Annotated in this window: 14 protein-coding genes; 12 read left to right on the top strand and 2 right to left on the bottom strand. The window is 64.8% G+C overall.

What is annotated here, in order from left to right; translation table 11 throughout:
- Positions 1-55: 55 nt before the first annotated feature.
- Complete coding sequence (locus tag FKZ61_RS03605; RefSeq protein WP_170199194.1) at positions 56-3,661, top strand: CARDB domain-containing protein; 3,606 nt, start codon at positions 56-58, stop codon at positions 3,659-3,661.
- 162 nt (positions 3,662-3,823) lie between these two features.
- Here FKZ61_RS03605 and FKZ61_RS03600 read toward each other — a convergent pair whose 3' ends face one another.
- Together FKZ61_RS03600 and FKZ61_RS03595 are read right to left on the bottom strand one after the other, a co-directional pair.
- Positions 3,824-4,669, bottom strand: a complete 846-nt coding sequence (locus tag FKZ61_RS03600; RefSeq protein ID WP_141608714.1) for a TrmH family RNA methyltransferase — start codon at positions 4,667-4,669, stop codon at positions 3,824-3,826.
- Positions 4,670-4,693: 24 nt separating this feature from the next.
- A complete protein-coding gene (locus FKZ61_RS03595) occupies positions 4,694-5,608 on the bottom strand; it encodes a class I SAM-dependent methyltransferase (RefSeq protein ID WP_141608713.1) in 915 nt (304 codons plus the stop codon).
- Positions 5,609-5,887: 279 nt separating this feature from the next.
- Here FKZ61_RS03595 and FKZ61_RS03590 point away from each other — a divergent pair, with 279 nt between their 5' ends.
- The 11 genes from FKZ61_RS03590 to FKZ61_RS03545 all read left to right on the top strand — a co-directional run bounded on the left by FKZ61_RS03590 (position 5,888) and on the right by FKZ61_RS03545 (position 19,537).
- Entirely contained in the window at positions 5,888-6,961 is a 1,074-nt protein-coding gene (locus FKZ61_RS03590; protein ID WP_211358389.1) for an iron ABC transporter substrate-binding protein, read from the top strand.
- A gap of 346 nt (positions 6,962-7,307) precedes the next feature.
- The gene (locus FKZ61_RS03585; RefSeq protein ID WP_211358388.1) at positions 7,308-8,942 is read left to right on the top strand and encodes an ABC transporter permease; all 1,635 of its coding nucleotides are present in this window, start codon (positions 7,308-7,310) and stop codon (positions 8,940-8,942) included.
- Complete coding sequence (locus FKZ61_RS03580) at positions 8,935-10,026, top strand: ABC transporter ATP-binding protein (protein WP_141608712.1); 1,092 nt, start codon at positions 8,935-8,937, stop codon at positions 10,024-10,026. Before FKZ61_RS03585 ends, FKZ61_RS03580 begins: the two co-directional genes overlap by 8 nt.
- A 352-nt stretch (positions 10,027-10,378) precedes the next feature.
- Positions 10,379-12,187, top strand: a complete 1,809-nt coding sequence (locus tag FKZ61_RS03575; RefSeq protein WP_141608711.1) for an ABC transporter ATP-binding protein — start codon at positions 10,379-10,381, stop codon at positions 12,185-12,187.
- Positions 12,188-12,191: 4 nt separating this feature from the next.
- Positions 12,192-14,144, top strand: a complete 1,953-nt coding sequence (locus FKZ61_RS03570) for an ABC transporter ATP-binding protein (RefSeq protein WP_141608710.1) — start codon at positions 12,192-12,194, stop codon at positions 14,142-14,144.
- Between the two features lie 67 nt (positions 14,145-14,211).
- Positions 14,212-14,346 (top strand): hypothetical protein, encoded by a 135-nt coding sequence (locus FKZ61_RS23840; RefSeq protein WP_268251865.1) that lies wholly within the window; start codon positions 14,212-14,214, stop codon positions 14,344-14,346.
- Positions 14,347-14,422: 76 nt separating this feature from the next.
- A complete protein-coding gene (locus FKZ61_RS03565; protein WP_141608709.1) occupies positions 14,423-14,941 on the top strand; it encodes a type 1 glutamine amidotransferase domain-containing protein in 519 nt (172 codons plus the stop codon).
- A gap of 226 nt (positions 14,942-15,167) precedes the next feature.
- Positions 15,168-16,178, top strand: coding sequence for a zinc-binding alcohol dehydrogenase family protein (locus tag FKZ61_RS03560; RefSeq protein ID WP_141608867.1), 1,011 nt, complete (start codon positions 15,168-15,170; stop codon positions 16,176-16,178).
- Between the two features lie 816 nt (positions 16,179-16,994).
- A complete protein-coding gene (locus FKZ61_RS03555; protein ID WP_141608708.1) occupies positions 16,995-17,972 on the top strand; it encodes an energy-coupling factor ABC transporter permease in 978 nt (325 codons plus the stop codon).
- A 58-nt stretch (positions 17,973-18,030) separates the two neighbouring features.
- A complete protein-coding gene (cbiQ, locus tag FKZ61_RS03550; protein WP_141608707.1) occupies positions 18,031-18,819 on the top strand; it encodes a cobalt ECF transporter T component CbiQ in 789 nt (262 codons plus the stop codon).
- A 10-nt stretch (positions 18,820-18,829) separates the two neighbouring features.
- Positions 18,830-19,537, top strand: coding sequence for an energy-coupling factor ABC transporter ATP-binding protein (locus tag FKZ61_RS03545; protein WP_141608706.1), 708 nt, complete (start codon positions 18,830-18,832; stop codon positions 19,535-19,537).
- The last annotated feature ends 181 nt before the right edge of the window (positions 19,538-19,718 follow it).

Below are 19,718 nucleotides of genomic sequence, written 5' to 3'. Positions count from 1 at the left end.
CCTTCTGCTAAGTCTGGGCTGGATGGCATCCTCTCCGGCAGAAGCTGGCCTCGTCATGGAGCCGCTGCCCACGCCGATCCCGTCCGGTGTAGATGGCAGCGAGATCCGGCCGCGCCTGTCCGCCTGGCCCACGCCCACCGCAACACCGGCCGTCTCCACGGCCCGCTCCTCTACCATGCCGCCCTTGCTCCAACCGGTTCGTTCCCTCTCCGTACCGCCGGCTGGGGAGTTCCCCATCTCGGCCCTCCCGTTGACCAGCGAGGAAGCGCCATCCATAGATGGGAACAGGGTCGTCTGGTTCGATGATCGCTCCCAGGGCCCCACGGATGTGTGGGGCTATGACCTGGCCGGTGGGAAGGAATTCCAGGTCACGTCTCACGGTGCCGCCCAGCTCTTTACGGACATCAGCGGCGACGTGGTGGTCTATGAGGACAACCGCAACGGCACCTGGGACATCTACGCAACCCGGCTGAGCACCGGTGAGGTGTTTGCCGTGGCCACCGGACCTGGACACCAACGGTTTCCTCGTATCTGGGAGGATTACATTGTCTATCACGATGAAACGGGCGACTACTGGCAGGCGGACGTGTATCTATACCAGATTAGCATCAGCACAACCTTTCCGCTGGCGGTGGCCGCGGGATTTCAGGGCGATCCAGACATCGATAACGGCTGGGTTGTGTGGCGAGACAATCGCGAAAATACCTGGCAGGTCCGGGGCTATCGGATTGAGGACAATACATACCATCTCCTGGAGCCGGGAACCGAATGCAGAGGCGAGATCCGTCACCCCCGTGTGAGCGGCAACACAGTGGTCTGGCAGAACGAGTGTTTCGGCTGGCCCGATCCGGGCTATGACATCCTCGGGTATGATCTGGTGGAGAACCGCCGCTTCACTGTCTTTACAGGGCCGGGACAGCAGGAACACCCCGCTGTCTCCGACCACTTGATCATTTGGCAGGACAGGGACGCCTACGGGAACTGGGATGTGTTTGTCTATGTGCGTGCAGATGGAACTGTGTTCCCCGTCACCCTGGAGCCTAGCCAGCAGATCAATCCGGCAGTCAGCGGGAACACAGTGGTCTGGCAGGACAACCGAAACCATACTTGGGATGTCTACGGCTTTGTGTGGGACGGACAAGTCCCCCCGGCATCTGCACCGAAGGCGCTTTCCAATCCACGCGATCTGCACGTGGGAGCATCCCCCCAGGGGGCCATCCGCCTGTCCTGGACGGACAACATCACCAATGAGCTGGGCTTCGTGGTGCAGCGTGCAGAAGGGATCTTCGGCACGGAATGGCGCGATTGGATCACCTTGCCGGCGAACACGACCGTTTACACCGATGTCGACACCGTAGTGGGAGAAAGCTACTGGTACCGTGTGCGCGCCTACAATAACGCTGGGGATTCGAGCTATTCCAACGAGTCCTACAGCACCGCTTTTGACGCTGTGCCCAACCTGGATGAGCGGTACATGCATGTCCTGATCAACGAGGCACGCATGGATCCAGGGGCATGGGGGTATCCAGATTTGGCCGCAGTGAATCCTTTGGGATGGCATCCCAATCTTGCCTACTCCGCACGCGCCCATGCTTTGGGAATGAATAATTCCAACTGCTGTCAAGGTCATGTCGATCTGGCCGGCCGGGGCCCAAGTGAGCGCGCCTACGACAGCGGATACCCCTACGGGACAGGGGAGAATCTGTTCCAAGCCACATCAGGGCGGGAAGGGATGGAGTGGGCCCATCAGGGCTTCATGGACAGCGAGGGACACCGTAACAACATCATGGCGGCCGACCTGAGGCAGGTGGCCGTGGGCTTTGCGCCGGGTGGCCGAGGCACCCTGGTGGAAGTGTTCAGCGGCGGGCCTCCTGGCACCACAGTGCCTGCGTTACCCAGTGGCATGGCAGTGCCCTACACTGGCACAGTGGAGACCACATTTGATTATCTGGTCTCCTTCTGGAACGAACAGATGTTGCCTCCCCACACGGCAAATGTGGTGATCGACGATGTGGCGTATCCCATGTCCTTGCGTAGTGGCCAGAGGGGTCGAGGCACCTACCAGTTCAGCATATCCCTACCTTTGGGCATTCATCGATATCATTTTAAATTCACATGGGACAACCCTGTCCAAGTAGCTCGCTTGCCTGCTATAGGGGAATTTACCGGCCCCTATGTGCGCGAGTACATGCCGGAGTTCGCCTTCGATGCTTGGAGTCACGGGTCTGCGGTAGTGGGCTATCCGACGGAGCTGCGCATGTGGGTGTGGAACGTGGGAGAGGTGGCCGCGGAGGATGTGGTCGTGGCCATGTACCGGGGGGATCCTCGGGAGGGCGGGGTGCAGATCGGTGCCACCCAGGTCATCACCCGCCTGGAGGCTGGGGAGAGCCGTATGGTGGCGGTGGAGTGGACGCCGGACCGGGTGGGCCAGGAGACTATCTACGTCTGGGTCGACCCGGAGAATACAATCCAGGAGGTGAACGAGGCGAACAACCTCACTTCCTTCCCCGTCAGCGTGCGGGAGGCGAACCTGACCTGGTATGTGGACGCTTCGGTGACCAAATCCGGGGACGGCCGTTTGCCCGAGACAGCCTTCAAGACCATTGGCGAGGCCATCCCTCACGCCTTGTTCGGGGATACCATCCAGGTCGCGGCCGGCCGCTATCAGGAACAAGTCGCTGTTCCGGCAGGGGTCTCGCTGGTGGGAGAGGGTTGGTCACAATCCGTCATCGACGCAGGAGGCGCAGAGGGACCTGTAGTGCGCCTGGGTACGGACAGCTCACTCCAGGGTTTCACCATTCAAGGCAGTGCGGATGGGTATTTCAACGCTGGCGTCTGGATAGAGCAAGGAGCCGTGGTAGTTCGGGAAAATCGGATTACGGGCAACGCCTTTGGCGTCTGGGCCTGGTTCGAGTCGGATCAGGCTCAGGTGACCATCGAGGGCAACATCATTGACCGCAACAGTCGAGGTGGGGTGAACAGCAACGAACATCCTGTCCTCATTGTGCGCAACAACACGGTGGTGCAGAACGATGAAGGCGGTGTAGTGCTCAACCATAGCGCCGGTTTGGCGGAGAACAATCTGATCATCGGTAATGGTGGGAGCGGGCTGGTCAATCTAGTGGGCGCCACAGTGCGATACAACGACGTGTGGGGCAACAACGACGTGTGGGGCAATGGTGTAGACTACGTGGGAGGCGGCCCTGGTGAGGGAGGACTGTCCATGGACCCCATGTTCCGGGACATGGCGAATGGGGACTATCGGCTGCATGCCGGTTCACCGGCAATAGGCCGTGGGACGCCTGCCGGGACGGATATGGGCGCCCTGCCGTTCACACCCAAAGGAACGCCACCCTCCGAGCTCCAAATTCGTGAAGCCGGTGAATTCCAATGGGAAGTCACATGGTCAGAGAGTGGGGCTCAGGGCTATCATGTGTATATCGGGACCTCTCCAGGCCTCTATTCCTATCGTTTCGACGCCGGCAGGGAAACCCGTTATCTCCTGAATCTCCTGAGCGGTTTGCTCGGCAATTTGACCTACTATGTGGCGGTCACCGGGTACGACGACTTAGGCGATGAGACAGATATCTCTGCCGAGGTGAGCTTTTCCGTGCAGGCCCAGGAACATTTTCTCTATCTTCCTTTGCTCCAAACCCAGTAAGTGAAGTCCAATGAATTCACCCCATGTCGCTCGCTTTCTCCTCTATCCTGGTAGGGCTATACGACCCAATCACCAATGAACGTCTGGCTGTGCTGGAACCTCCAGTCGAGGACAACGCCATCCCGCTGGTAAAGAAGTAGCGGCCGATCCCCAAGGCCCGGCTCAACCGCCGGCAACCTGCGCGCCACCAGCGCCTTCCCCCTCCCGCTGGCGCACCACCTCATACAACAACAGCGCGGCGGAGATGGCCAGGTTCAGGCTGTCCGCCATGCCCCGCATGGGGATGTAGACCCGCGCGTCGGCCGCGGCCAGCCAGGTCGGGCTGAGGCCGTGGGCCTCGCTGCCCAACACCACGGCCACCGGGCCGGTCATGTCCACGGCGGTGTACGGGACCTCCCCCGCCGGCGTGGCCGCCAGGGTGCGGATCCCCTGCTGCCGCAGCCAGGCGATGGTCTCCTCGCTGGACGCCTCTACCACCGGCACGGTGAAGAGGGTCCCCAGGCTGGCCCGCACCACGTTGGGGTTGTGGATGTCGGTGGCGCCAGCACAGACGATGACCGCGTCGACGCCCGCGGCGTCCGCGGTGCGCAGGATGGCCCCCAGGTTGCCCGGCTTTTCCACCCCTTCGATCACCGCCAGGAAGGTGGGCCGCCGCCGGGCCAGCTCGTCCAGGGTGTGGCTCAGGTAAGGGATGACCAGCACCACGCCGCCGCTCTCGCCCCGATAGGCAATCTTGGCGAAGACTTCCGGGGTCACTTCGAAAAGGCGCAGGGCGCCTGCAGCCTCCAGGCGGGCCAGTTCAGCCCCCAGGGCCTGGGCGGCTTCGTCCACCATGAGCCCGGGGCAGATGTACGCCTCCTGGGGCACGATGCCCGCGGCCAGGGCCCGGCTGGCTTCCCGCACCCCTTCCACCAGGGTCACCCGGCGCTCATCCCGACGGCGGCGCCGGCTCAACTTGACCAGCTCTTTGATGCGGCTGTTCTGAAGGCTTTGGATGGTGATGGCCATGGATTGGGATGGGCAGGATAACGGTTACGAGTCGGCCAGCCAGCGGGCGTAGGTGCCGCTGGGCAAAAGCCGGCCCGTGGAGTCCGGGATGACCATCTCACCGTGCTCCAGGCTGCCTCCCCGCTCGCCCACCACGTCGGCCAGCTGGTTGGCCAGGACAATGGGGGTGAAGCCGGGGGTGTGGCAGCTGTAGAGGACAAAGAGGGCATCCCGGGCCAGGAGCTCCCGGCAAGCCTCCAGCAGGGGCAGGAGGTCATCCTCGATCTTGAAGACTTCACCCTTGGGTCCCCGGCCAAAAGAGGGCGGATCCAGGATGATGCCCTGGTAGCGGTTTCCCCGCCGGATCTCCCGCTTGACGAACTTGAGCGCGTCGTCCACCAGCCAGCGGATGGGCCGCTCGTCCAGGTGACACTGGCGGGCGTTACGCCGCGCCCAATCCACCACCCCTTTGGCCGCATCCACATGGACCACGTGGGCGCCGGCCTGGCTGGCGGCCAGGGTGCTGCCGCCGGTGTAGGCGAAGAGGTTCAACACGTGGAGATTGCGGTAGTTGGTCCGCTGCAGGCGCTCCCGGATGTTCTCCCGCAGCCAGCCCCAGTTGATGGCCTGCTCCGGGAAGAGCCCCAGGTGGCCAAAATTGGTCAGCTTGATGCGGAAGGAGAGGTTGGAGAACAAGACGTCGAACTCCCGGGAGACCTTGCGCTGCCAATGCCAGGAACCGCCGCCGCTGGAGCTGCGCTCGTAGATGGCATGGGCCTGATCCCACTCGGAGCGGGGCAGGCGAGGATGCCAGATGGCCTGGGGCGCAGGCCGAATCAGGCGGTAGGGGCCCAGTTGCTCCAGCTTGCTGGCATTGCCCGAATCCAGCAGGGTATATTCGCCGGCAAAGAGGGCCGGGTCCGGCTGGGTGCTGTCGAAAGATGCGTGCAGATTGGTCATGGCCTGGAGTGTATCACAGGGGCCAGCGTGGGGCCAAGCCTGGGAAGAGGCGGGCGATTTCATCCCACCCGTAAACGCTGGTTAATCCTCGGCTTAAACCCGCTTAGCTACGTTTTTCACAAGCGCCGCACCCCCCAAGCCTGGAACCGGGTCCAATTTCCCCTTGAATCGCCCCGGGGCATGTGCTATGGTGGGGGCCGTGTGCCCCCACACAGCCATTTCAGGTTGAACCACCTTGAATTCAAACATCATGAAAATGTCTTGAAAAGGAGGGAAACGTTGAAAGCTTTCAAATGGGCCGGGACCGAAGCCCGGCGAAGGGCCGGATGGGTACTGAGCGCGTTACTGTTGGTTGCCATGGTGGCGGCCTGTGCGCCGGTGCAGCCCGCCGCTCCCGGGGAGGCCGCCCCGGCTGCCGATGCTGGTTCCCTGGTCATCTACTCAGGCCGCAGTGAAAACCTGGTCCAGCCCATCATCGACCGTTTCGCCGAGTCCACGGGGATTCAGGTGGAGGTGCGCTATGGGAGTACGCCCGAGGTAGCGGCTACCTTGCTGGAAGAGGGCGCCAACTCGCCGGCCGACGTCTTCTTCGCCCAGGATCCGGGCGGCCTGGGCGCGGTGATGAACGCCGGGCTCCTGGCCGACCTGCCCGAAGAGATCCTGAACCGGGTCAAGCCCCGCTTCCGCTCCCCTGCAGGGAAATGGGTCGGGGTGTCCGGCCGCGCCCGGGTGGTGGTCTACAACACCGAGATGCTCACCGAGGCCGACCTGCCCGCGGATATCTGGGACTTCGTCGATCCCCAGTGGGCCGGGCGCATCGGCTGGGCGCCCACCAACGCGTCCTTCCAGGCCATGGTGACTGCCATGCGGGTGGCCTGGGGCGAGGAGAAGACCCGCCAGTGGCTGGAGGGAATCCTGGCCAATGACCCTGTGGTCTTTGAGGGCAACTCCCCCATCGTGGCTGCGGTGGGCGCCGGTGAGATCGAGGTGGGCTTCGTCAACCACTACTACCTCTACCGCTTCCTGCGGGAGGAGGGCGAGGACTTCAAGGCCCGCAACTACTTCCTGCCCGGCGGCGGTCCTGGCTCCCTGGTGATGGTGGCCGGCGTGGGCCAGCTGGCCGCAGCCAGGAACCCGGAGAACGCCCAAAAGTTCATCGAGTTCCTGGTCTCGCCCGAGGCGCAGCAGTACTTCACCGAGCAGACCTACGAGTACCCGGTGATCGATGACGTGCCCCCGCCGGAGGGATTGGTCCCCCTGGAAGAGCTCAACGCCATCGACATCGACCTGGCCGACCTGGCCGACCTCCAGGGTACGACTCGCCTGCTGTCGGAGGTGGGCGTCCTGCCCTGAACGCGCCGGGCGCCAGCAGTACCCATCCCATGCCGAGCCAACCCGGCCAGGTTCGTGTCGACCTGGCCGGGTTGAACGCTTTTGTTGAGCGCTTTTGACGTATTCGGAGCACGCTGCGCATTTGGATGCGCATTCGGAGAGGTGAAGATGTGGGGAGAGGAGCCTGTTTCGGGTAGAATGCGTGTAGTACCGTCTGGCGTAAATACCACGGCAGAAATTCGGCGGCACTACCTCTGGTGGAAACCATCGGCGAATTTCTGCCGGGATTTACTAAAAGGTCTGTGGCCGGCCTGCGCTTTTGGCTGGCCTGTTCGTGCGAGAGGCCAATAACCGGGAAATGGCCGGGATGCTGAACTTTTTTCGCCCTGCGGTTTCATTGATCCAGAAACAACGCCCCTGGCAGCTGCGGCTGCCCATGTACGGGTATGGCTGGCTGCTGTGGGCGGCCGGCCTGGTAGTGGGGGCCATCCTTTTGCTGCCGGTGGCCTACCTGCTCATTCGTAGCCTGGAGGCCGGGCCGGCAGGCTGGGAGAACCTGGTGCAGGGCCGTACCCTGTTGACCCTGGCCCGCACCCTGGGGTTGGCCCTTGCGGTCACCGGCGCCTCCCTGGTGATTGCCGTGCCCCTGGCCTGGCTCACCGTGCGCACCGACGTGCCCCTGCGGCGGCTCTGGTCCATCCTCACCCCGTTGCCCCTGGTCATGCCCAGCTACGTGGGCGCCTACCTGATGGTCTCGGCCCTGGGTCCCCGGGGGTTGGTCCAGCAGTTGTTGGAGGGGCCCCTGGGTATCCAGCGACTGCCCCCCATTTACGGCTTTCCCGGCGCGCTGATCACCCTGACATTTCTGAGCTATCCGTATCTGCTGTTGAGCGCCCGGGCCACGCTGCTGCGCCTGGATCCTGCCCTGGAAGAGGCGGCCCGCAACCTGGGGGACAGTGCCTGGCGGGTCTTCTGGCGGGTGACCCTGCCGCTGATGCGCCCGGGGTTGGGGGCGGGCAGCCTCCTGGTGGCCCTCTACGCCCTGCGGGACTTCGGCGCGGTGGCCATCATGCGCTACGACACCTTCACCCGGGTAATCTACGTCCAGTACCGGTCCTTCGACCGCTCCCAGGCCGCGCTGCTGGCGCTGCTGCTGGTGGCCGTCACCCTGGTGCTGGTGTTGCTGGAATTTCGCATCCAGCGGCGGGCGGCCTACTACCAGGGCGTCAGCGGGACGGCTCGGCCGCCGTCCCTGGTGCATCTGGGGCGCTGGCGCTGGCCGGCCTTCCTCTTCTGCGCCGGCGTCACCTTCTTCGCCCTGGTACTGCCGGCCCTGGTGTTGGTCTACTGGCTGGTGCGGGGCCTGCTGGCCGGGGAGACGGTCAACGACCTGGGGCTGGCCACGTGGAACTCGCTGCTGGCCTCTGGGCTGGCTGCGCTGGTCACAACCCTGGCCGCCCTGCCTGTGGCCATCCTGGTGGTGCGGCGGCCGGGCCGGCTGAGCCAGTTGTTGGAGCGGTTGACCTACAGCGCCTTTGCCCTGCCGGGCATTGTCATCGCGCTGGCCCTGGTCTTCTTCGGCGCCAACCATGCCCCCTGGCTCTATCAAACCCTGCCCATGCTGCTCCTGGCCTACTGCATCCTCTTCATCCCCCAGGCGGTGGGTTCCCTGCGGGCATCCCTGCTCCAGATCCACCCCAGCATCGAGGAGGCGGCCCGCAGCCTGGGACGAGGGCCCCTCTCGGTCTTCGCCACGGTCACGCTGCCGCTGCTGCGGCCGGGGCTGCTGGCCGGGATGAGCCTGGTCTTTCTGACGGCCATGAAGGAACTGCCGGCCACCTTGCTCCTGGCGCCCATCGGCTTCAAGACCCTGGCCATCGCGGTCTGGTCCTCGGTGTCGGAGGCTTTCTTTGCCGCCGCGGCCGCACCGGCGCTGTTCATTGTATTGGCGTCCTCTTTGCCCATGGCGCTGAACATCTTGCGGGAAGAACGTGATGACTGATATTGCCGTTCGCTGTGAAAATCTGAGCAAAAGCTACCAGCCTCCCTTGGCCGCGGTTCAGGATGTGAACCTGACGGTCCACGTGGGGGAGATTGTGGCCCTTCTGGGGCCCAGCGGCTGTGGTAAGACCACCACCCTGCGCCTGATTGCCGGCTTTGAACGGCCCACCCAGGGCCGCGTCCTCATCGGCAATCGGGTGGTGGCCGGGCCGGGTATTTTTGTGCCGCCGGAACAGCGGCGGGTGGGGATGGTCTTCCAGAACTACGCCCTGTTTCCCCATCTGAGCGTGGCGGAAAATGTGGCCTATGGCTTGAAGCGGGGAGAGGACCGGGAGCGACGGGTGCGGGAGGTGCTGGCTCTGGTGGGGCTGAGGGGCATGGAGAACCGCATGCCCCACGCCCTCTCGGGCGGCCAGCAACAGCGGGTGGCCCTGGCCCGGGCGCTGGCGCCCCGCCCCCAGGTGCTGCTGCTGGATGAGCCCTTCTCTGGGCTGGACGAAAGCTTGCGGGACCAGGTGCGGGGCGAGGTGTTGCAGATCCTGCGGGAGACCCAGGTGACGGTGGTCTTTGTGACCCACCACCAGGACGAGGCCCTCTACATGGGCGACCGCATTGCGGTGATGAACGAAGGCCGGGTGGAGCAAATTGGCCCGCCGGAGACGGTCTTCGCCGCGCCGGCCTCCCGCTTTGTGGCCGAGTTCATGGGTGCCTCCTTCTTCCTGGAAGGGGTGGTTCGCGAGGGCGGCCTGGAGACGGAGCTGGGCTTTCTGGCGCAGCCCGTTGACCTGCCCGTGGGTACCCGGGTGGAGATTGCAGCCCGGCCCGACGATCTCACCCTGACCCCGGACCCGGACGGGCCCGGACGGATTGTGCGCATGGTCTATCGGGGCAGCTCGTACCTCTATGATGTCCACCTGTCCTCGGGACGACTGGTGCGCTGGGAAGGTCCCCACACAATTCGCTATGCACCGGGGACAGCCGTGCGGGTGGCGTTGACGCCGGGCCACCCCCTGGCCTACTTTCCGCTCAGGGAGGAGCCAGAGGGGCACAGGGCCGAGCAGGCCCCTATGCTCATGGACCGTTGAAGCGAGGTTTCCCCCGCCTCGTCGCCTCGTCCGCAAATTTGACACCGGCCATGCCGTTTGTTAGACTAACTAACGAATGTCCATTTCTGCAACCGGCATCAGTCCCGACATCGACTGTGGGGAGCGGTTGCATAGGACAGGTTGAGCCGGTATGAAACGACGAAAAACAGGTCGGATCCTGCCAAATCCGGTGTAATCGATAGGGCGTTGAGGCGGCGCGTGGACAACTTTGGGTTCCACGGCTTTTTTTATTGCCGCCCCGCCAGGCTGCCCGCCGTGGGTAACGATGCCCACGGCATTCTTTTTGCCCCAGGCGTGGTACGCACCCATGACAAGATAGGAGGGGGAACCGATGCAAGGAAGATTCGCCATCTATCGACGGCTGCTGGGTTATTTGCGCCCCTACTGGCGCCAGGTGCTCATCGCCTACACCTCCATGCTCATCGCCACGGGGCTCAATCTGATTGTGCCCCAGGTCATCAAAAGTGCCATCGACAACGGCCTGACCACCCGGCAACCCTCCGCCCTCTTCACCGCGGCCGGCCTCATCCTGGGCATCGCAGTGCTGCGGGGCATGGTCTCCTTCAGCCAGCGCTTCTTCGGCGAGTGGCTGACCTTCCGGGTGGCCTACGACCTGCGTAACCACTTCTACTGGCGGGTGCAGAACCTCCCCTTCGCCTTCCACGACCGGGCTCAAACGGGCGACCTGATGAGCCGGGCCACCAGCGATATCACCGAGACGGAGCGCTTTACCGGCGTGGGCCTGATGGACCTCATCGCCACCATCCTGCTGCTGGCCGGCGTGGTGGTAGCCCTCTTCCTGGAGCATGCCCGGCTGGCCCTGCTGGTGATCGGCCCCCTGGCCCTGCTGGTGGCCACGGCCCTGCGCTTCGGCAACATCATCCGCCCCATGTTCAAGGTGATCCAGGAACAGATGGGCACCCTCTCGTCGGTGATGCAGGAGAGCATGACCGGCATCGGCGTGGTCAAGGCCTTCGCCCGAGAGCAATACGAGCTGGAGAAGTTCGACCGGGAAAATGAAAGCTGGTTCCAGAAACGCTACGCGGCCATCCAGGTGTGGGCCAACTTCTGGCCCCTCTTCACCCTGATCCTGGCCTCGGCCATCCTGCTGCTCCTCTGGTTTGGCGGCCCCCAGGCCATCCGCGGGGAGGTGACCGTGGGCTCCCTCTTCGCCATGATCTCCTACGTGCTGCTCCTCAACGGCCCGGTGCTGCGCATCGGCTTTCTGGTCAACATGGCGGCCACGGCCAGCGCCAGCGCCGCCCGGGTCTTCGAGATCATCGACACGCCCAACGAGGTGGAGGAACCGCCCGACGCCATCCCCCTGGAGGAGGTGCAGGGCGAGGTCCGCTTCGAGCACGTGAGCTTCGCCTACGGCGCCGGCCGCAGCGTCCTGGAGGACATCGACTTCGTGGCCAAACCGGGCCAGGTGGTGGCCCTCATCGGCCCCACCGGCTCTGGCAAGTCCACCATCACCAACCTGATCCCCCGCTTCTACGACCCCACCTCGGGGCGGGTGCTGGTGGATGGCGTGGACATCCGCCGGGTGCAGCTCCAGAGCCTGCGCCGGCACATCGGCATCGTGCTTCAGGAGCCCTTCCTCTTCAGCACCACCATCGCCGAGAATATCGCCTACGGCCGCCCCGAAGCCTCCATGGAGGAGATCATCGCCGCGGCCAAGGCTGCCCGGGCCCACGATTTCATCGTCTCCTTCCCGGAGGGGTACCAGACCCGGGTGGGAGAACGGGGGGTGACCCTCTCCGGTGGCCAGAAACAGCGCATCGCCATCGCCCGGGCCCTCCTGCGGGACCCCCGTATCCTCATTCTGGATGATTCCACCAGCAGCGTGGACACCGAGACAGAGCACCTGATCCAGGAGGCGCTGGCCGTGCTGATGGAGGGGCGAACCACCTTCGTCATTGCCCAGCGCCTGTTGACCCTGAAAAACGCGGACCAGATCCTGGTTCTGAACCATGGCCGCATTGTGGAGCGGGGGACCCACCAGGAGCTGCTGGCCCGCCGCGGCCTCTACCGGGCAATCTACGACCTGCAGCTCAAGGATCAGGAGGAGTTCATCGCCCTCCAGCAACAACAACAGGCGGCGCCCGATACGCCGGCGTCCTGTGTGACCAGGAGGTAATCCCATGTCCCAGGCAACTCAGACGCAAACGCAGACGCCTTCCGCCTCCACGGCCCCATCCACCTTGCGGGGCGCAGATCGACCGGGCTGGGCCTGGCTCTTCGGCACCCGCCTCAGCGCGGAGGAGCAGGAGCGGCTGGCCCGGGAGGATAAAATCCGCGACCTCTTGCCGGAGGAAGAGGAAGACACCATTGGCAAGGCCTACGACAGCCGCCTCCTCCGGCGCCTCTTCACCTACATGCGGCCCTACCGGGCCCGCATGATCGCGGCGGTGATCCTCATGTCCATTTCGTCCCTGCTCAGCGTGGCCGGGCCCTGGTTCATCGGCCAGGCCATCGACCAGGGCATCCGGGCCGGTTCCCTCCCCCAACTGCGCCTGTGGACGGTCATCTTCCTGCTGGCCGCGGTGCTGGAATGGGCCACCAACCGCAGCCGCATCGCGCTCATGGCCTATGTGGGGACCCGCATCGTGGCGGACCTGCGCAGCGAGCTCTTCCGCCACCTGCACCGGCTCTCCCTCAACTTCCACAACAACTACAGCGTGGGCCGCCTGATGAGCCGGCTCATCAGCGACGTGGGCGTGCTGCAGGACTTCGTCACCTGGTCCATCACCGGGCTGGCCCGCTCCGGCTTCGTGCTCTTGGGGATCATCGTGGCCATGGTCTCCCTCAACTGGCGCCTGGCCCTGGTCACCTTTGCCGTGCTGCCCCTGATGATCTGGCTCACCAACTACTGGCGCAAGCGGGTTCGCAGCGCGTACCGGGCCACCCGCACCCGCCTTTCCCTGATCAATGGCTACCTGAATGAGTCCATCTCCGGTATTCGGGTGACCCAGAGCTTCACCCGGGAGCGGCGCAACTTCCAGCACTTTGATGACCTGAACCGCTCCTACTTCGACGCCAACGTGGATGCCGCCCGGCTAACGGCCATCTTCTTCCCTGGCGTGGACTTCATGGGCGCGCTGGCCACCGCGCTGGTGGTGGGGGTGGGCGGCTGGCTGGTCCTGGGCGATGCCCTCACCGCCGGCACCCTGGTGGCCTTCGTCCTCTACGTGGACCGCTTCTTCGAGCCCATCCGGGAACTGGCCCAGCGCTACAACACCTTCCAGGCCACCATGGCCGGCTGCGAACGGCTCTTCCAGCTGCTGGATACCCAGCCAGACCTGGTGGACGCGCCTGACGCCTATCCCCTGCCGCCCATCCAGGGCCGGGTGGATCTGGAAAACGTCTTCTTCCAGTACAAGGATGGGGAACCGGTGCTGCGGGGCGTGACCCTCCATGCAGAGCCCGGTCAGCGCATCGCCCTGGTGGGCGAGACCGGCGCAGGCAAGAGCACGGTCATTCGCCTCATTGCCCGCTTCTTCGACGTGACCGACGGTGCGGTGAAGATCGACGGCCACGACGTGCGCCACGTCACCCAGCAGAGCCTGCGCTCCCAGCTGGGCATCGTCCTGCAGGACACCTTCCTCTTTGGCGGCACCATTGCGGATAACATCCGCTACGGCCGGCCAGAGGCCAGCGATGAGGAAGTGGTGGCCGCGGCCCAGGCCATCGGCGCCCACGAGTTCATTGCCCAATTGCCCGAGGGCTACCAGACCCAGGTGGGCGAGAACGGCGTCAACCTGAGCGTGGGCCAGCGGCAGCTCATCTCCTTCGCCCGGGCCCTGCTGGCGGATCCCCGCATCCTGATCCTGGACGAAGCCACCAGCAGCGTGGACACCACCACCGAGAAGCAGATCCAGTTCGCGCTGGACCGGCTCATGGAGGGGCGCACATCGTTTGTGATTGCCCACCGGCTGAGCACCATCATCAACGCTGACCAAATCGTGGTGATGGACCACGGGCGCATCGTGGAACAGGGCACCCACCAGGAGCTCCTGGCCCGCCGGGGACGCTACTACAACCTGTACACCATGCAGTGGGCCGCGCAGAACGGCGGCGGCTTCACCCAAAACTGAAACCAACCAGAAGGTCACTGTCCAGGTCTACGCCTTTAACCGGGCCTCCGCTGGTCTACACGAAAAGATGGGGTTTCGGCAGGAAGGTCGCCTGCGCCGCATGATCTACACCGGCGGCCAGTTCCACGACGTGCTGTTGCTGGGCCTGACAGCAGAAGAGTTCCGGGAACACCATCGAAATATGTTACAATGTGATTGTTGAGTCCCCATCCCCCTACCCCCTTCCCCTAGGGGAAGGGGGTAGGTAGAGCAGTATACTCATTCACAAGGAGTACACCATGAGCCTCGAAGGAAAACATGTGGCCGTCCTGGCTGAAGATATGTACGAAGATCCGGAGCTGTGGTATCCCTACTACCGCCTGCTGGAGGCGGGCGCCCGGGTGACCCTGGTGGGGCCAGAGGCGAAGACCTACACCAGCAAGCATGGTTACCCGGTCAAGGCTGAGGTGGCCGCTTCCCAGGTGAAGGCCGCCGACTTCGACGGCGTGGTGGTGCCCGGTGGCTTTGCGCCGGACCGGCTGCGCCGTTACCCCGAAATCCTCTCCCTGGTGAAGGGCGTCCACGACCAGGGTGGCATGGTGGCCGCCATCTGCCACGCTGCCTGGGTACCCATCTCGGCCGGTATCATGCGGGGAAAACGGGCCACCTGCGTCAGCGCCATCAAGGATGACCTCATCAACGCCGGCGCCGAGTATGTGGACGAGCCCGTGGTGGTGGACGGCAAGCTGGTCACATCCCGGACGCCGGCCGACCTGCCCTACTTCCTGCCGGCCATCATCGCCGCTCTCGAAAGCTGAGGAGCGGCGCGGGTTCAGACCCAGGTACCCCAGGCGAGGGCTGGTTTGAACAGCAGCCAACGGTGACTCATCACCGCCGTGGACGCCAGCCGTGGACGTCCGCCCTTGCCCTTGCGAACAACTGCGAACAACGTGAAAATTTCTGACGACAACCACCGTGCTCGCGGTGGTTGTCGTTCTCCAGGAGGCAGGTATCATGTCAGAGCTATCCCAAATTCCTTCCCAGATGACCGCCATTGTGCAGGAGGTCTACGGCGGGCCAGAGGTGCTGCACTTTGCCCAGGTTCCCCGGCCAGCGCTGCGCCCCCAGGACTTGCTAGTGCGGGTGCGGGCCATCGCGGTCAACCCCGTGGACACCAAAGTGCGGGCGGGAGGGCCAGCCAATACCCCCGTGCCCGATGCGCCCAAAATCCTGGGCTGGGATGGCGCCGGCATCGTGGCCGCAGTAGGCCCGGAAGTGGACCGTTTCCAGGTGGGCGACGAAGTCTACTTTGCCGGTGACATCACCCGGGCCGGCTGCTACGCGGAATACGTGGCCGTAGACGAACGCATCGTGGGCCACAAGCCCCAGACCCTGAGCTTCGAGGCGGCCGCAGCCATGCCCCTCACTTCCCTCACCGCCTGGGAAGGGATCATCGAAACCCTGGGCGTGGACGAGGGCGGTCGAGATGCAGGTCGATCCATCCTCATCGTGGGCGGCGGAGGCGGCGTGGGGTCCATCGCCATCCAGATCGCCAAACGGGTTTGCCGGCTCCACGTGGTCGCCACCGCCTCTCGGCCCGAATCCCAGGCCCAATGCCGCAAGATGGGCGCGGACCAGGTCATTGACCACAGCCAGCGCCTGCGTCCTCAGCTCCAGGAGTTGGGCTACACCGGCGTGGACTACATCTTCAGCACCGCGCCCCTGGGCAACTTCCCCCAACTGGTGGAGGTGCTCAACCCCCTGGGCAAGATCTGCCTGATCCTGGGCGGGCCGGAGGCGAAGGCCCTGGACGTGAGCGGCCTGGTGCCCATTCGGGGCAGCGTGGCGTGGGAGCTCATGTTCACCCGCCCCCGCCTCAACGTGGAGCCGGAAAAGCAGGGCGCCATCCTGAACCGGGTGGCCGAACTGCTGGACGACCAGACCCTGGAGTCGACCCTGAGCGCCGTCCTCTCCTGGCGCGACATCCAGGAGGCCCATCGCATGTTGGAGACGGGCCACACCATCGGTAAAATCGCGCTGCGGGTGGATGGATAAGGTCCGGCGGGCCTTCCACGGCATCGCCCTCTGGGGGCTGGGAAGAAACAGGGCCGGAAAATCCAGCAGATATGGAAGATCCCTTCTGTTTGGGGCGTGAAAAGGCGAGTATGATTCCAAGCTGTGCACCACGCCGTAGGTCCGGTCTCCTGGCCGGACAGGGGGGCCAGGCTGGCGCGTGGAGGGCCAGGGTCCCGTGCACCCCTGTCACGCAGGGATGCGTGACCTACGTGCAGCGCCGTAGGTCCGGTCTCCTGGCCGGACAGAGGGGGCAGACTGGCGCGTAGGGGACCAGGGTCCCGTGTCTCCCTGTCACGCAGGGATGCGTGACCTACGCGCAGCACCGTAGGTCCGGTCTCCTGGCCGGACAGAGGGGCCAGGTTGGCGCGTGGGGGACCAGGGTCCCGTGCCTCCCTGTCACGCAGGGATGCGTGACCTACGTGCAGCACCGTAGGTCCGGTCTCCTGGCCGGACAGGGGGGCCAGGTTGGCGCGTGGGGGACCAGGGTCCCGTGCCTCCCTGTCACGCAGGGATGCGTGACCTACGTGCAGCACCGTAGGTCCGGTCTCCTGGCCGGACAGGGGGGCCAGGCTGACGCGTGGGGGACCAGGGTCCCGTGCCTCCCTGTCACGCAGGGATGCGTGACCTACGCGCAGCACCGTAGGTCCGGTCTCCTGGCCGGACAGGGGGGCCAGGCTGGCGCGTGGGGTACCAGGGTCCCGTGCACCCCTGTCACGCAGGGATGCGTGACCTACGTGCAGCGGTGTGCGGAAATGAAACCAACAGACTGCCGCACTCGAAAGGAGAACGACGCAGATGAATTGGCTTCTGTTGCTGAACGCGTCCCTGAAACCGACCCTTCTCCACATTCCAGACGGCTTCCTGAGCACCCCCGTTTCCCTGGTGGGATGGCTCCTGGCCGTGGTGACCATCGGCTACGCCCTGCGTCAGACCCAGGATCAGCTGGGGGAACGGCAGGTTCCGGTGCTGGGGGTCATGGCCGCCTTTATCTTTGCGGCCCAGGCGGTGAACTTCCCCGTGGCGGGCGGCACCAGCGGCCACCTGCTGGGCGGTGCGCTGGCCGCCATCGTCCTCGGGCCGTGGGCAGCCGTCCTGGTGATGGCCGCGGTGATCGGCCTGCAGGCCCTCTTGTTTCAGGATGGCGGGCTGCTGGTCATGGGCTGGAACATCATGAACATGGGCGTCCTCACCGCGTTCACCGGCGCCCTGGTCTATCGCCTGGTGGGACGCCTCATCCAGGGTCAGACCGGCCTGATGGTGGCCGGGGCGGCCGGGGCCTGGCTCTCGGTGGAGGTGGGCGCGGTAGCCACGGCCCTCCAGCTGGCCGTCTCCGGCACGTCCCCCCTGGCCATTGCCCTGCCGGCCATGGCGGGCATCCATGCCCTCATCGGCGTGGGCGAGGCCCTGATTACCGTGGGCGCGCTGCTGCTCATCGCCCGCACCCGCCCTGACCTGTTGGCAGCCGGGGAAGCAGCGCCGGGCGCAGAGACAGCCCGCTGGGTTGCCGGCGGCCTGCTCATCTCCCTGTTCGTGGCGCTCCTCTCCTGGGCCGCCTCCCCCGCGCCGGACGGCCTGGAGCGGGTGGCCGCGGACCAGGGCTTCCTGGCCCGGGCCATGGATCCGCTTTATCGCCTGCTGCCCGACTATACCGTACCCTTCATCAGCCACCCGGCCCTCTCGGGGGTGGTGGCGGTCGTCCTGGGAACGGTACTGGTCTTTGGCCTGGCCTACGGCGTAGGTCGGTTGGTGCGCCGGCAGCGGATTGCGCCGTGACTTCTTCTTCAGCCACAGATTCCACAGATGACACGGATGACAGGGATTCTGAAGAGCCATGCACATCCATCTACAGGATCGCTATCACCATCGAGAGTCCCTGATCCACGGGCTGGATCCCCGGACCAAGGTGGCCCTGACGATTCTCTTCATCCTGGCCGTGAGCCTGGCTCCGTTCGGCGCCTTCGGCATCTATGTCCTGCTCTGGCTGGCTGCCATGGAGGCCGCCTACTTCTCTCGATTGGGGCCGCTCTTCGTGCTCAAGCGCTCGGTGATCGCCCTGCCCTTTGCCCTGGCCGCGATCACCCTGCCCTTCACCGTGCCGGGCGAGACCATCGCTACCCTGCCCCTGTTCGGCGGCCTGGCCATCACCGACGCGGGTACCCTGCGCGCCCTGAGCATCCTGGTCAAGTCCTGGATCTCGGTTCAGATGGCCATCCTGCTGGTGGCCACCACTCCCTTCCACGACCTGCTGTGGGCGCTGCGTGCGCTCTATGTGCCGGCGCCCCTGGTGGCCATCATCTCCTTCATGTATCGCTACCTGAACGTGCTGGCCGACGAGGCCCTGCGCCTGCTCCGTGCCCGGGCCGCCCGCAGCGCAGCCCTGCCCGGCGTGCCTAGCGGCGGCAGCCTGACCTGGCGGGGCAAAGTCGCCGGCTACATGGTGGGCAGTCTGATGCTGCGCTCCTTCGAACGCAGCGAGCGCATCTACCAGGCCATGGTCGCCCGAGGCTATCGGGGGTCCATCCGAACCCTGGCACACCATCACCCCGGGTTTGCCGATTGGGTGGCATGGGCCGTCATGTTCCTGCTGTTGGCCATCGTGCTCATGGTCAAGTTTCTCTGAGGAGTTGGCAGTGCACCACACCATCGAAGTCGAGGATCTGTACTTCACCTACCCGGACGGGCGGGAGGCCCTGCGGGGCGTCAACCTGACCGTTCCCCCCGGGGTCAAGATGACCCTGGTGGGCCCCAACGGTGCGGGCAAATCCACCCTCATGCTGCACCTGAACGGCATTCTGCGGGGTGAAGGCCGGGTGCGGGTGGCGGGGATGGAGATGAACGAGGAAAATCTTCCCCGCATCCGGGCCGCGGTGGGCATGGTCTTCCAGAACCCGGACGACCAGCTCTTTTCCCTTACCGTCTTCGATGACGTGGCCTTTGGGCCGCTCCACATGGGTCTGCCAGAAGCGGACGTGCTCCTGCGGGTGGAGACGGCGCTGCGGGCGGTGGGCATGTCTGAGTACCGGAACCGGGTCTCCCACCACCTGAGCATGGGGGAGAAGAAGCGCATTGCCATCGCCACCGTCCTCTCCATGCACCCGGAGATCCTGGTGCTGGACGAGCCGTCGGCCGGCCTGGACCCTCGAGCCCGGCGCATGCTGATCAACCTGCTCAAAGGGCTGGACATGACCATGCTCATCTCCAGCCACGACATGCCCCTGGTGGCGGAACTTGCCGAGCAGACAGCCATTATGGATAATGGCCAGGTGGTAGCCTGTGGCCCCACAGCCCAGCTGTTGGCCGACCACGCCCTGTTGGAACGGCATGGCCTGGCCCCTTAGCAGCGCCCCGTCGTGGCAAGAGGCGTGGGTAGCGGTAGTTTGGTAGACGGTAGTTGTCGTACATCAGCACATCGTGACGGTTTTAGCGATGAAACCATCAGCACATCGTGACGCACATTGAAAACTGAATAACCATCAGCAGAACAGCAGGCCAACCTGTGTCTGGTTATCTCCTAGGTAG

The organism is Litorilinea aerophila, from assembly GCF_006569185.2.
Lineage (GTDB): Bacteria > Chloroflexota > Anaerolineae > Caldilineales > Caldilineaceae > Litorilinea > Litorilinea aerophila.
The sequence above is the reverse complement of the archived record's forward strand: the minus strand, read 5'-3'. Positions and strand labels throughout refer to the sequence as shown.

Bases quoted from the DNA above. Each gene is read 5' to 3' on its own strand.
- FKZ61_RS03605 (WP_170199194.1), top strand. From the start codon at position 56: ATGGAGCCGCTGCCCACGCCGATCCCGTCCGGTGTAGATGGCAGCGAG.
- FKZ61_RS03600 (WP_141608714.1), bottom strand. From the start codon at position 4,669: ATGGCCATCACCATCCAAAGCCTTCAGAACAGCCGCATCAAAGAGCTG.
- FKZ61_RS03595 (WP_141608713.1), bottom strand. From the start codon at position 5,608: ATGACCAATCTGCACGCATCTTTCGACAGCACCCAGCCGGACCCGGCC.
- FKZ61_RS03585 (WP_211358388.1), top strand. From the start codon at position 7,308: ATGCTGAACTTTTTTCGCCCTGCGGTTTCATTGATCCAGAAACAACGC.
- FKZ61_RS03580 (WP_141608712.1), top strand. From the start codon at position 8,935: ATGACTGATATTGCCGTTCGCTGTGAAAATCTGAGCAAAAGCTACCAG.
- FKZ61_RS03575 (WP_141608711.1), top strand. From the start codon at position 10,379: ATGCAAGGAAGATTCGCCATCTATCGACGGCTGCTGGGTTATTTGCGC.
- FKZ61_RS03570 (WP_141608710.1), top strand. From the start codon at position 12,192: ATGTCCCAGGCAACTCAGACGCAAACGCAGACGCCTTCCGCCTCCACG.
- FKZ61_RS23840 (WP_268251865.1), top strand. From the start codon at position 14,212: ATGGGGTTTCGGCAGGAAGGTCGCCTGCGCCGCATGATCTACACCGGC.
- FKZ61_RS03565 (WP_141608709.1), top strand. From the start codon at position 14,423: ATGAGCCTCGAAGGAAAACATGTGGCCGTCCTGGCTGAAGATATGTAC.
- FKZ61_RS03560 (WP_141608867.1), top strand. From the start codon at position 15,168: ATGACCGCCATTGTGCAGGAGGTCTACGGCGGGCCAGAGGTGCTGCAC.
- FKZ61_RS03555 (WP_141608708.1), top strand. From the start codon at position 16,995: ATGAATTGGCTTCTGTTGCTGAACGCGTCCCTGAAACCGACCCTTCTC.
- cbiQ (WP_141608707.1), top strand. From the start codon at position 18,031: ATGCACATCCATCTACAGGATCGCTATCACCATCGAGAGTCCCTGATC.